At 41.0% G+C, this 13,780-nt stretch carries 11 protein-coding genes; 8 read left to right on the top strand and 3 right to left on the bottom strand.

All coding sequences use genetic code 11. The annotated features are described in order from the left end of the window. Positions 1-31: 31 nt before the first annotated feature. Together LHV68_08015 and LHV68_08010 are read left to right on the top strand one after the other, a co-directional pair. Positions 32-2,188 carry a HAMP domain-containing protein gene (locus LHV68_08015; protein MCB4791817.1) on the top strand — a complete coding sequence of 719 codons (2,157 nt, stop codon included), beginning with the start codon at positions 32-34 and terminating at the stop codon, positions 2,186-2,188. Next, positions 2,181-3,692, top strand: a complete 1,512-nt coding sequence (locus tag LHV68_08010; GenBank protein MCB4791816.1) for a LysM peptidoglycan-binding domain-containing protein — start codon at positions 2,181-2,183, stop codon at positions 3,690-3,692. Before LHV68_08015 ends, LHV68_08010 begins: the two co-directional genes overlap by 8 nt. A 163-nt stretch (positions 3,693-3,855) precedes the next feature. Here the strand turns inward: LHV68_08010 and LHV68_08005 are convergent, their stop codons facing one another. The 3 genes from LHV68_08005 to LHV68_07995 all read right to left on the bottom strand — a co-directional run bounded on the left by LHV68_08005 (position 3,856) and on the right by LHV68_07995 (position 7,425). Then, positions 3,856-4,770, bottom strand: a complete 915-nt coding sequence (locus tag LHV68_08005) for a response regulator (protein ID MCB4791815.1) — start codon at positions 4,768-4,770, stop codon at positions 3,856-3,858. 178 nt (positions 4,771-4,948) lie between these two features. Beyond that, positions 4,949-5,614, bottom strand: a complete 666-nt coding sequence (locus LHV68_08000; protein ID MCB4791814.1) for a response regulator — start codon at positions 5,612-5,614, stop codon at positions 4,949-4,951. 164 nt (positions 5,615-5,778) lie between these two features. After that, on the bottom strand, positions 5,779-7,425 hold the full coding sequence (locus LHV68_07995) for a hypothetical protein (protein MCB4791813.1): 1,647 nt from the start codon (positions 7,423-7,425) through the stop codon (positions 5,779-5,781). A gap of 248 nt (positions 7,426-7,673) precedes the next feature. On the opposite strand from LHV68_07995, the gene tmk reads away from it, so the two are divergent. From tmk to LHV68_07965, 6 genes are all read left to right on the top strand, one after another. Further along, complete coding sequence (gene tmk, locus LHV68_07990; GenBank protein MCB4791812.1) at positions 7,674-8,354, top strand: dTMP kinase; 681 nt, start codon at positions 7,674-7,676, stop codon at positions 8,352-8,354. Positions 8,355-8,468: 114 nt separating this feature from the next. After that, the gene (locus tag LHV68_07985) at positions 8,469-9,407 is read left to right on the top strand and encodes a hypothetical protein (protein ID MCB4791811.1); all 939 of its coding nucleotides are present in this window, start codon (positions 8,469-8,471) and stop codon (positions 9,405-9,407) included. A 19-nt stretch (positions 9,408-9,426) separates the two neighbouring features. Continuing rightward, entirely contained in the window at positions 9,427-10,239 is an 813-nt protein-coding gene (locus LHV68_07980) for a stage 0 sporulation protein (protein ID MCB4791810.1), read from the top strand. A gap of 142 nt (positions 10,240-10,381) precedes the next feature. Further along, positions 10,382-11,917, top strand: coding sequence for a methionine--tRNA ligase (gene metG, locus LHV68_07975; protein MCB4791809.1), 1,536 nt, complete (start codon positions 10,382-10,384; stop codon positions 11,915-11,917). A 55-nt stretch (positions 11,918-11,972) separates the two neighbouring features. Next, complete coding sequence (locus tag LHV68_07970) at positions 11,973-12,731, top strand: TatD family hydrolase (protein MCB4791808.1); 759 nt, start codon at positions 11,973-11,975, stop codon at positions 12,729-12,731. 31 nt (positions 12,732-12,762) lie between these two features. After that, a complete protein-coding gene (locus LHV68_07965; GenBank protein MCB4791807.1) occupies positions 12,763-13,776 on the top strand; it encodes an SGNH/GDSL hydrolase family protein in 1,014 nt (337 codons plus the stop codon). The last annotated feature ends 4 nt before the right edge of the window (positions 13,777-13,780 follow it).

Here is a 13,780-nt window from a genome sequence, read left to right as displayed (position 1 = left end):
AAGCATAGATTTGGCTAAAATTAGGATATACATGAGATTAAAACTCTTTCCAAAATTCTTCATAATTCTTGTGATCCTTGCGGTCGTTCCTGCCGCCATCGTAGGCTGGAGAACGGTAAATATCAACAAAGAAGGGATGCAGGCCGCTATCCTGGAACTGCACACGAACATGGCCATATCCCTTGCTGACAGCGTCAACGAGTATTTAAAAAACCTGGACAGGGAAATACAATATGTTATACAAACTTTGTCTTCGCAGATGACATGGAACGACCGACAGTCGGTGCTCCAAGCCCTCTTAAATACCAATGAAAACCTGGTTTCTGTCTCTATCGTAGAGAAGAAAGGGAGTGAGTTCCTGAAAGCCTATAATGCTTCCCTTGAAAAGAATCCGCGCCTTTTGTCGATGAAACAAGACCAGACTTTTATTTCTTTCTGGAAGAGCCCCAAACTTTCATCGTTAAGCGAAGTATATTTTGTTAATGACGAGCCCAGGATAAATATCGTTTATCCGCTTGACTTTCAATACTGCCTCTATGTTACGGTCACCCTGGATAACCTCTGGAAAAAAATAACCCATACAAGGATCGCATCTACAGGGTATGCCTTTTTGGTGAACAGCAAGGGTGAAATAATCGCACACCCGCAGGTCAACCTTGCAAAAACCAAGACACCCGTTAAAGACCTCCCTATAGTGAACGAAGCCTTGAAGGCCGTATCTGTAGGTTCAAAAGAATATACAAGGCTTTCCGACAGTAAGGGGGTAGTAGGAGCCTATGCTCCGATAGAAGGCTTAAAGTGGGCTGTAATAATCCAGCAGGATAAAGACGAAGCTTACATTTCCGTAAAACGAATGCAGAAACAGGCGGTATTCCTTATCCTTATCAGTTTAGTAATAGCTTCAGCTCTGGTTTTTTTTATCGCGCGGGACTTTACAAAGCCCCTGGTCAGCCTTACAAAAGCGGCGCAATTTATTGCCGAAAAGAATTTTAATGTGCATGTCAGCGTCCATACAAGGGATGAACTGCAGGACCTTGCAGAGACTTTCAACAATATGACTATGGAACTCAGGCGTTATGACGAAATGCAGGTGGATAAAGTAATAACGGAAAAAACAAAGACCGAATCGGTCGTTCACTCTATCTCCGACGGGCTTTTGTTGATAGACCAGGAAGGAAGGCTGCAGCTCGTAAACAGGAAAGCGGAAGAATTGTTGGGCTTGCCCGCAGGGGAAAACTGGCAAAACAAGGCAGTTTGGAACCTCGTAAAAAACCCCCTCATCAAAGACGTTCTGTTTGAAGTGGTAAACATGGCGAAAAGAAAAGAACCCAAACAGGTCAGTCTATCTTCCGACGCCTTGACCAAATGCTATGAGATCTCGGCTGAAGACGTCGTAACCCGGGAAAAAAATGAAAAGCTCGGTGTTTTGATCCTTATAAGGGATATCACACTCGAAAAAGAACTTGAAAAAATGAAAGATGATTTCCTCCATTCCATCACGCACGACCTGCGGAATCCCGTCACCTCGATCAGGGGGTTCTTGAAATTCCTTATTGACGGGGTCGGCGGGGAAGTGAACGAGAAACAAAAAAAGATGCTTGATACTATGAACCGCGCAACTCAAAGACTCATAGGGCTTATAGACGATATATTGGACATTGCAAAACTTGAGGCCGGCAGGATGCATTTGAACCTTGAAAAAACCGATATCTATTCCGTCGCACAAAAGATGATCGAGTTCCTGGAACCACACGCAGTGAGAAAATCCATAAAGCTTTCCGTTAACGCCCCGGAAGGTCTTGAGCCAGTCTTGGCAGACTCAAGGCTTCTTGAACGGGTTTTCGGAAACCTTATCGGAAATGCCTTAAAGTTCACCCCGGATAACGGCCAGATCACTGTAAATATAACTGATGAAAAGGACCATATACTGGTCGTAGTAACGGACACTGGTGAAGGGATACCTCCGGAATATACATCAAAGATCTTTGATAAGTTCCAGCAGGTCGCCGGCCAGCGGAGAGGGGGCACGGGGCTGGGCCTTACGATATGTAAACATATTGTCGAAGCACATAACGGGACTATCTGGGCAGAATCAAAAATAGGAGAAGGGTCAAAATTTTGTTTTACTATTTCAAAAACGTTGAAACCGGAAGAAAATCAGGAAACTACCGAGACTCTTAATGCTTAGTATAATCAAATTCGCGAAAATATACTTAACGCCTTTCTTTTTATTAGTGATATTCTGTTCAATAATTTACGCAGAAGTTTTGCAGGAAATCACGGTTAAAGAAGGCGACACCTTATGGGGCGTCGCTAATTATTATTTAAAAGACCCCAAACGGTGGCCTGAGATCTTAAAATACAATAAACTCCCTTCAAGCGACCCGAACCTCATCCTGCCGGGAATGAAGTTGAACGTGCCCATCCTTTTAATAAAAGAGAACTTAAGGACAGCGTCCCTGATAGAAGTAGTAAATGATGTCCGTTACCGGAGGCAAAAAGATGCGGAATGGAACCCTGCCTGGAAAGATATGAAATTATACAACGAAGACGGGCTGAGGACACTACAGCAGTCGATAGCACAGGTAAAATTCCCGTCCGGAGAGATCTTAAAACTCGATGAAAATTCCCTGGTTATTTTACGGCCTGAAAAGGTCCGCGAAGAAGCAAGCCTGCTCTCGGGCGGGCTCCGCAGTTCCAGGACCAAGATCCTGACAGCCAGCACTATAGTCGACCCGCATATTGACGCAAGAGGGATACCCCCGGATTTTAAAACAAAGATAAAAGAGGACATGACCACTATCGTTGAAGTCTTTGAAGGTATAGTTGATGTTACTTCTCAGGGAAGGACAGTTACGCTGACAAAAGGTTTTGGGACTGAAGTAAAGGTTAAAGAACCCCCTTCACTCCCCCATGCTTTACCGCCGGAACCTAAAACAGATATCTCGATAAATATGTCGAAAACCGGGCCTTCTGCCACCCCCTCCCACCCTGTGAAAAAAGTTGTTTCAAGTTCTCTTGATGTAAGTGTAATACCCCCTCCGGATACAAATGTTTCAAGAAGCTCAAAAGCCGAATATGGAGCCCCTGTAGTTGCAAATAAAAACGTGACGAGGTACCATCTTCAAATATCGTCAGGTTCGGATTTTCATTCCGTGCTGATTGACAAGATACATAGTTTCAGCGAAAAAGTTAATATTAGATTCGCAGATTACGACTTACCAGACGGGATTTATTACTACAGGTATGCCTATATCGATAATTTAGACTTCGAGGGAAGATATACCCTCCCTATAGAATTTGGCATCGACAATGTTTCTCCGGTCTTAGAGATATACCCTGAAAAAAAAGCAGATACCGCTGACAAATTCATACATATTGAGGGAAAGACAGAGCCGGGCGCCCTGCTGAAAGTAAATGATAACCCTGTCCCCGTAGATGAAAATGGCAGGTTCATCTCTGCCATACTGCCTAAAAGAGCTTACGATGTTATCACTGTGACTGCACAGGACTATGCCGGCAATATAACCACTGAAGAAGTAGTAGTAAAAGGGCATAAAATAACCCAGAAACAAGTTAAAGAAAAACCTATCGAAACCATAAGGAAAAAAGGCTCTTCATTCTTTAGCGCTTCCCTGGCAGTATTGACAATTATAGTAATACTCGGCGTGTTGGTAATCATCGTAAAGTAGGGACTGCTTAAAAAACTCATCATATCCTGAACGCTCAGATCAAACCTTAGATGATGGCTTTTTAAATATTATTTCGATCGAATCACCGGGCCTGGGACACTAATTACAGTATCGGCAAAAAAGAGATAAATTTCCGTGCGGCGGGGTAATATTGAGGCCCGTTCTATTCCATCTTATAAACACTTCCGGGGATCGCTTTTGCGGACTTTAGTACTTCGTTGACTTTTTCAACAACTTGAGAATAATTTTTGTACGAAGCGGGATCTACCGAGATTATCCCTATTGAAATACTCATCAAAAGATATTTTTCAGTGTTACCGTGCCTGTTCAGCGCTATCATGTACCCCTTAGTCCGTTCTTCTGCATCATACTGGCATGGTATCAGAGAATCAAAAACTTCTATAGATTTTTCTACTATTTGGCGGATCTTGTCCTTTGAAGATATCAAAATAAAGTCCTCGCCGCCCAAATGCCCGATATAATCTTCTTTATTCCCCAACTCGGCTATCGCGCTGCGGAGTATCACGCCTATGAGCCTTATTACACTGTCTCCTCTTTCAAAACCGTATTTATCATTGAAAGATTTGAAATTATCTGCATCAACATAAGCCACTGAAAAAACTTCATTGTTTTCGAGCCTTTTCTTAATTTCGTTCTCTATTGAGATGTTGCCGGGTATGCCGGTCAACGGGTTTGCGGATAAAGAGACTTTGATTCTTTTCAACAACCCTTCTACTCTGGCAACTATTTCAAATGGTTCGAAAGGTTTCCCGACATATTCATCTGCCCCTAGCTTTATGCCGGTGATCTTGTCTTTCGTTTTTGTAAGGGAGGTGAGCATGATCACCGGGGTAAGGCTGGTAGCACTGTTTTGGCGCACCTTTTCCAACACTTCGTAACCGGTAAGCTTCGGCATATTAACGTCCAGCAAAATAATATCTGGTTTATTAATATTGATTAAATTAACGGCTTCTTCTCCATCACAGGCCGTCAAAACCTCATAATTCTCATTTTCAAAAGTAAATTTTAGGAGTTCTAATATTTCCAGGTCATCATCTGCTATGAGTACTTTTGCCATCTTTTTTTCCTTTATACAAGTTAGGCCATTTAAAGCCAGCCTAACTTAAATGAAAAATGAAAATCGCAAAATGCAAAATTATTGTATCCCGCCACGGCGGGTTTGATCTAAATAAGTCCGCTGCAGCGGACACCTTAATTTTGAATTTTTCATTTTGCATTTTTAATTGTCTATACTGCTAATTATTCAGGATTTCCTGAACCTTTTCCAAAAAATACAAGTTATCAAACGGTTTTACAAGATAACATTCGGCACCGCATACTTCGCCCAAATTCTTATCCCAGTCGCTCTCTCTCCCCGAAATGATCAAGACTTTTGGCTTTAACTCGTATGCGGGGTCCTCGTTGATGTTTTGGCAAATATGAAACCCGTCAATTATCGGGAGCATTATGTCCAGCACTAAAAGCTCAGGCTGCCAGGACTTGACTTCTTTTAAAGTCTCTGCCCCGTCGTAGGTAACCTTAATATCATAATTTCTAGTTTCAAGGACAGCCTTTAAGATACTGGACATCTGCCTGTCATCTTCGGCTATCAGTACTTTTTTCTTCTTTAGGATTTCGCTGATATTTTTTAAAACGATATCGGACCTTGTAATATCCAATGATTCTATGTCCATCACCGGGATGGCACGCGTTTTAATTTCTTTCTTTAGATGTTTTATTATTATATCTCTTGAACTGTCTTTTTCATCTATCAGGATTATATCAGGTGCTCCGGACAAAGCCCTTTTTACGGCTTCTTCGCCTGTTATTGCGGCATCAACTTTATAACCTCCAAGAAGCAGCACATCCTGCCATGAAGAAACCATTTTGACATCACTTGAAACAAATAATACCTTTGACATAAATGCTCCCATATAAGTTAGGGCCTCCAAAGCGCCCTAACTTATATGCAAAATGAAAATTGTAAAATGCAAAATTGTTGTATCCCGCCATGGCGGGATTAATTTCAATAAGTCCGCCATAGCAGGCACCTTAATTCTACATCTTTCATTTTGCATTTTGAATTTTACTTTTCTATATACCTTAATGCCGGTAAATTAATCACGGGTTTCTTCATTAACTTATGTTTTGTATTTTTATCAGGCGATAGAAAATCTGAAATTACCCATGTCTCTGACCCCTGATTTTTCATTAAAATTATTGCCTGATACCCCCATTTTAAGGGGTTGCCTCTCAGGATGTTTCTTGATATGCTTATATGGTTTAAATCTTCAGCATTTAGTTTTCTTATTAATTTCGGCTTATCCCTGCCTGAACGGAATAGACAGGCAACTCCATTTTCCACTCTTAAGGCAAGTTCCCAGGCATCGTCAGGGTCCAGGAATGCATTGGTTTCATTTAACATATCTGTTGAACCTACTCTGTATTTATTATTTAAATCTATGTATATCTCTATCCTGTTAGAGGCATTAGCCGGAGCGCTGTCCAAGCCGATAGAATAGATTACGTTTTCGTTTCCCATCGTAACTTTGAAGTTTTTTATATGTATCCCTGCGTTTGAGGAATCTGAATTTTTTATTTCTAATGTCTCTTCTTGCAGGCCTATTGAGTAGGATGACTTTTCAGCTGCCGCAGACCAGTAATCGAGAGAATTATTTATCCAAGCCGGCAAAGGAAGCTTAGCCAGCCCGTAAACATTTGCAATGCCTGCCCGGAACAATTCTTCGTTTCCAGGTTTTGGGTTTTTCTGTATCGCATCGATCAATTCATACCTGTATAATTGATATATTTCGCCTTTCATTTTCTCAAGCATGTCCATTGTGGCCTGGCCGGAATTCCTGTAGTCTTCTACAACCTTCCTTGCTTCGTTTAGATAATACCACATAATGGGCTTTTGAAGCCATGGCTTTAGATCTGAACTTATAGCGGGGGCTTTAGCTTTGGCTGCTATATCTTTCATGTCAGAGTACAACTGCCACGGGGTTGACATGACGATATTGTCTTCAGTTACGTCTTTTTCCTTTTCTATTTCCTTGGCAAAATCCAGTAAGAACTTAAGCGTTAGAGGGGTATCTTTATCAAAGAAAACACAGGTTACGGGCCCTGAACTTAAGTATATCAGTTTTATGCATTCATTTGCATTTTTATATTTATCTTTTTTATTTATAAAAATCACAAAATCATCTTTAAAACATACACTGTCCTCAAAACCGTCAGGTTTGTTCATATTTACCCAGCGTAATCCCATATAATGTAACTTCTGTATCAGCACATCTGAAAAAATACCCGAGCGCATATATAAACCGTGTGCAGGCAGGGAATAGTCCTGATAAAATTTCTGTCCTGCATTGGCTATTATATCCCAGACGTCCTGCTGCCATGCGAATTTAACAATTGCAGTTGTGGATATGACCGTTTCGTAGATCAAAGGAAGTATGGGCTCATCAGGCAATGTTAGGGCCACTTCAAGCTGTCCGTTATCGATCAAAGGTTTTAATGATTCGGTGTTTTGTGTATTCTTTGGCAAAGAGGCCGCGAGTTTTAAGACCGGGTGTTCATATAAAACGTTGACAATTTCCTGAGGAACAGGGTCATTGCCCCAATCAGCAAAAAAAACCGCTTTTTTCCCGGCTTTTTGGCCTTCAAAAGCGCTTGCTTTTACAAGACAGCACATAACAAGGAATAAAAGATAGAAATTAGGTTTTTTATTCATTTAATTTATACTATAGGAATACTCTATGGTTCGACATTGCAATTCGACTGCACTTATTGTCCTGAGGGCTTCGCTTGAGCTTAGCCGAATATCCCTGCCGAAGGACTCAACATCGTGAGTGAAATTGAATGATCGATAAGTTTCCGAAGGAACTTGTAAAATTATAACAAAATCTGCATTATCATTCAAGTGAAGCTCCATCCGAGGAAACTTTGACACTATAATATTATTTTGTTAAGATTAACTCCATGCACATAAAAAAAGGGCTGTTTATAACCTTTGAAGGCGGCGATGGAAGCGGGAAAAGCACACAGCTTGAGCTATTGGTAAAATATATAAAAGATAAAAAGAATTTCGGTTATAACGGCGTAATTTCAATACGTGAACCGGGCGGAAGCAATATTTCGGATAATATAAGAAAGATCCTTTTAAACCCGGAATATTCAGTTGATCCGCTGGCTGAACTGCTCTTGTATGAAGCAAACAGGGCGCAGAACGTAAAATATTGCGTGATCCCGAACCTGGAAAATAATATAATTGTAATATGCGACAGGTTCACTGATTCAACCCTGGCTTATCAGGGTTATGCGCGCGGCCTTGACCTGAAGATGATAAAAACCCTGAACACTATCGCTGCTCACGGGATAATCCCTGATTTAACAATATACCTTGATTTCCCCATAAAAAACGCGCTTCAAAAAGCTCGCGGTTTAAGGAAAGAATCTTATGAAAACGGCGACAGGATCGAAAGAGAGGACATTTGTTTTCATAACAAAGTACGCGATGGATTTTTAACGCTTGCAAAAAGCGACCCTGAAAGGATAAAAGTTATTAACGTGGCAGAAGAAATAAATGAAACTCATAAAAAAATAGTGTCTGTAGTAAATAGATTGCTAAAATCTAAAACTAAAGATAAGTGTGCAATCTAAAAAAGTTTTTGAGTTTTTAATTTTGTGCTTTTGAAATTTTTTAGGGTTTCGCCCGCCTCGCCGGCGAGGCGGGGATTTAGTATTTAGGGTTTTGATACGACCCTGGTGGCAATAATGAGCTTTAATAATATAATAAACCAAGACAAGGCAAAACAAATAGTCCTAGGACAGCTGGGATCAAAAAGGATACCGCATGCTTATCTGTTTTTGGGGCCCGACGGCGTGGGACGCAAGAAGTTTGCCCTGGAACTTGCAAAGATCCTTAACTGCAAGGGTTACAGCCAAGGCAAAATCGAGGCCTGCAATACTTGTATACCGTGCAATAAAATAAATAATTCCTTGCACCCTGACGTTCAGATCATAGACTTCAACTGGCAGGCAAGGCTTGAAGACGAAGACATCGAAAAACAAAAAGCCCTTAAGATAGACACCATAAGAGCCGTGCAGAAGGAAGTATCCTTAAAGCCTTCTGAAAGCAAGTGGAAAATATTTATCCTGGAACCCGCTGAAAAGATAACGACGGATGCTGCCAACTGCCTTCTAAAAACCCTGGAGGAGCCTCCGCAGTGGACTATTATAATACTTCTTGCCCTGCATAAAGACAACCTTCCGGCTACTGTAGTATCAAGGACACAGATAGTCATATTCAATCCGTTATCCGAAAAGGAAATTTCCGGGTTCCTCATAAAAAATTATTCTCTTTCTATAGAAAAAGCCGGTAATTTAGCCCGAATCTGCGAAGGGTCTATTGCGGATGCGGTATTTCATATGGAAGAAGACCTCGAAGAAACCAGCCTGGTCTGGCAAAAGATAAAAAATAAATCTTTTTCAACCATTGAAGCCATGTCTTTTAGCCAGAAATACTCAAAAACTCCTTTTGAGTTCTTGTCACAGCTGCTTATGCTTGTAAAACAGGATTTCAGGCAGGACCCTTCCTATTTCAGGTCCTGCGTGGAAACTGTGCTGAATTCCCTGAACCTCTTAGAGGCTAATGTGAACGGACAAATGGCGCTGGATTTGGCTTTTTTGAAATTAAAAAACAATATGAAATAAATGTAGACAGGAGCAAATTATGCCAGTAGTCACAGGCTTGATAATGCGAAGGATTAAAGACAAGGTCCTGGGAGACCCGGGCCATCTTGATTTGAATATCGGAGATTGCGTGATAGTTGAGACAGAACACGGGCAAGAGACCGGTACGATATTTGAAAAAGAAAAGTTGATCGAAAAACCGAAAGACCCCATAGTAAAGATTATCAGGAAGTTTACGCCTGAAGACAGGAACCGTTTGATAGAAAATGAAAAAAAGAACCTGCAGGCTCAGAAAATGGTGCTTCAGAAAGTCGAAGACCATGAGCTTGACATGAAGCTGACGACCGTGCAGTATACTTTCGACAGGTCAAAGCTTTTCATTTATTACACTGCTGAAACAAGGGTCGATTTCAGGGAATTAATAAAAGACCTGGGGCATATCCTTAAGACGCGGATACAAATGGTACAGATAGGTGTTAGAGACGAGGCGAAAATGATAGGAGGCCTCGGCCATTGCGGCAGGGAACTGTGCTGCAAAGGGTTCCTAAAAGATTTTTCTTCTGTTACAATCGACATGGCCAAAGAACAGGATCTGGCTTTGAACACCACAAAACTTTCCGGCCTTTGCGGCAGGCTCATGTGCTGCCTTGCTTATGAACAGCAGAACTACACGGAAATAAAAAAGAAAGTCCCTGAAGTCGGAAGCAAGGTCCGCACTCCCGACGGCCCCGGTACCGTAGTGTCGGTTATGGGACTTAAAGAAGAAGTTACCGTTGAATTAAAAGACAAGCAAACAAAAACATACCCGCTTTCAAAGATTTCCCACACGATACTTGACAAGCTTGGGTTGTAACTACAAATCATGTCGCCAAAGGCGACATGATTTAATTGCAAAATGCAAAATTAACAATTAGCAATGCAAAAGTTATAAAGCTTTTGATTTTAATTTTGAAATGCTAATTTTGCAATGATAATTTTACATTGAATTTGTAACTATGAAATACTATATCACTACACCCATCTATTATGTAAACGACCTGCCTCATCTAGGGCATGCCTATACTACCGTAGCTGCGGACATCCTTGCACGATGGCATAGGTTAATAGGCGACGATGTTTATTTCCTTACAGGGACAGACGAGCACGGCGCAAAGATAGCGCAGGCGGCAAAAAACTCAAACCGGACACCAAAAGAATTATGCGATCAGGTATCGGGTGAGTTTAAGAATGCCTGGAAGAGCTTGAACATTACCAACGATTCGTTTATACGCACCACGGACTTGAACCATGAAAAGACGGTTGGGATATTTTTAAAACACTTATTCGATAAAAAAATGGTTTATAAAAAAAAATATGAAGGACTTTATTGCGTGCCGTGCGAAAAATTCCTGTCAAAAACAGATTTAGACGAAAACCTCTGCTGCCCAGACCACAGGCAGAAACCCGTAGAACATTCTGAAGAGAATTACTTCTTCTGCCTGTCAAAATTCAGGGATGAACTCCTTGAAATGCTCTCGAACGAGAACCACCCAAAACATATCGCGGTATTTCCCTTAACAAGAAGGAACGAAACGATAGGAAAATTAAAACTCGGCCTTGAAGACATAAGCATTTCCCGGGCTGCTCTTGAATGGGGTATCCCGCTTCCTTTTGACAAAGAACAGACCGTTTACGTATGGGTAGACGCCCTGCTAAATTACCTTTCAGGGATAGGCTTCGGCACGGACGAGGAAAAATTCAAAAAATACTGGCCGGCAAACGTCCAATTAATGGCAAAAGACATACTATGGTTCCACAGCGTGATCTGGCCCGCCATGATACTTGCGCTTGAACTTCCGCTTCCTAAAAAATTGTTCGCCCACGGTTTTTTTACGATAAATAACGAGAAAATGTCTAAAACCCTGGGCAATGTCATAAAACCAGGAGAGTTGATCGAAAAATTCGGCGTTGATGCAACCAGGTACCTTCTTGTTTCACTGTTCCCGTTCGGTAGTGACGGCGATATTTCCTGGCAGGCGCTGACAGAAAGATATAACACGGACCTCGCCAACAACCTGGGCAACCTCGTTTCAAGAACCCTTACGATGGTCGAAAAATATTGTAATGGAATAATCCCTAAATACACGCCTTCAGGCGGAATGGAAGAAATAATAAATATTGCAGAGTTTAACGAATATTTAGAGAACCTTCAATTCCATTATGCAATAGAAGTCATACAAAAACACATAACTTCTGCCAACCAATTTATTCAAAATAATGCACCATGGGAAATGGCTAAAAAAAATGATCCCCAGCTGCCTGGTGTATTATGGTACCTCGTTGAAAGCATAAAAACTGCGGCAGTGGCTCTGTATCCGTTCATGCCCCAAATAAGCATTAATATATGGGAACAGATAGGAGAAAACGAAAACATTGAAAACTCTGCTAAAGAATTTTTTAATGGCATCCGGATCTCCGGCCCCAAGCCCGGAAATGCCACAAAAAAAGCCGGGAACCTTTTTCCAAGAAAAGATAAATTATTAAAAGGCTGATTTATAGACGGAAGACTCTTCTTTAGTCTCTAGTCTGTGGTCTGTAGTCTGCAGTATGTTAATTGATACCCATGCACACCTTTCCGATCCGAAGTTCTCTATAGACAGGGACCTTGTCATCAAAAGAGCCTCTGAAAACGGCATAAACAAAATTGTCGAGGTCGGCTGCGAGCCCTATATATGGAAGGACTCATTCCGCTTAGCCAAGCTGAACCCGGGTATTTTTTGCGCTTTTGGCATACACCCTCATGAAGCAAAACTAGCTTCCCCGGAGCTTTTAAAAACTCTTGAAGATCTTTTAAAATACCCGAAAGCAGTTGCAGTAGGCGAGACCGGTCTTGACTATTACTATAACCATTCACCAAAAGAAGTCCAGCAGAAAGTCCTTAAACTTCATATCGAGCTTGCCGTAAAAACCGGTAAACCGGTCATAATCCACTGCAGGGACGCCTATAAAGACCTTATCGAAATTCTCGGGCCATACCCAAGCATAAAAGGCGTCATACATTGTTTTTCCGGCAATGTCAATGAAGCGCTGCGGCTTATAGAAATGGGTTTTTTACTTGGGATAGACGGGCCTATTACTTATCCGAAAGCCGCTGTCCTAAGAAACGTTGTAAAAGAAATCCCGCTTGATAAGCTGGTCCTTGAAACGGACAGCCCGTACCTTCCTCCGCAGGAATTCAGGGGTAAAAGGAACGAGCCGTCGTACTTAGCACAAATTGCAGAAGAAACAGCAAATATAAAGTCTGTCTCTATTGATGAAGTTTCCACTATTACTACACAAAATGCTCTGGGACTTTTTGCATTATGAGCTAAGTCTAAACCATCTCACTGATTTTACAATGAAAAGAATATTTTTTATAACCATATCCTTACTTCTTGCGGTTTTAACCTCTCTTTTTTTAGCAGAAATCCTGTTACATTTTAACAAAGAATACAGCTTTGATGCCATGACCATCAATTTCACAAACAAAGAGCCTGATTATAACGTATTAAGGAATTCAAAAACCCTCGGATATGAATTTATCCCCAATGCGAACAAGGAAATAAATTCATTCGGCATGAAAGATAAAGAATATGCCCTGACAAAACCCAAAAATGCTTTCAGGATACTTTTGTTGGGAGATTCCATAACAGAGCTCGGCAAATGGAGCCAATACGTTGAAGACAAATTAAACAGAAATGGAAAATATGAAATATTGAATTGTGCGGTCAGAGGATGGGGGTTGTACAATTACTTTGCGTATATGAAGTATAAAGCCCGGCAATTTGAACCGGACCTGACACTTATAGGGTTTTGTCTTAATGATATGGAAGGTTCTAATATCGCATTTTTAACTAAAGTAGACGATTTATGGGAAGAGAGGACAGCCTATGCCATAAAAGTAAATGATGGCAAGGCATTGTCTCTGTTAACTCTCAGTATTGACCCGTTTCTCTTTCAAAATTCATACCTGTATAGATTCTATGTAAAAAATTATATAAGCAATAAAATAATTGAAAACACCAAAAATTCAAAGGATTTCGATTCCGTAAGCAGGCTAAATCAGGTCAAAGACTTTAGCGGGGACAGGGTCTTAGGCATTGTTTTCCCTTATCTAAAACCTTTGAATGAATATAATGATACGGAGAAAAGAGAGTACAAGGCAACAATCGATAGCCTGGAACAGGCAGGGATAAGGTATTTGGACTTGACGGGCTATTTTAATAAATTCGGAAAAGATATAACAAGGTTTAGATTACACAAAGATGATAAGATACACTTTAGCGATGATGCAAATAAACTAAAATCTGAAGTTATTTATAACTGGATGCTTCAGGAACTGAACAGGCTTAAGATGAACACCCGCACGTGAAGTC

Origin of the sequence: Candidatus Liberimonas magnetica (assembly GCA_020523885.1) — a bacterium.
Lineage (GTDB): Bacteria > Elusimicrobiota > Endomicrobiia > Endomicrobiales > JAFGIL01 > Liberimonas > Liberimonas magnetica.
Note: the sequence above shows the minus strand (reverse complement) of the source record. Positions and strands in the feature narration are given on the sequence as shown.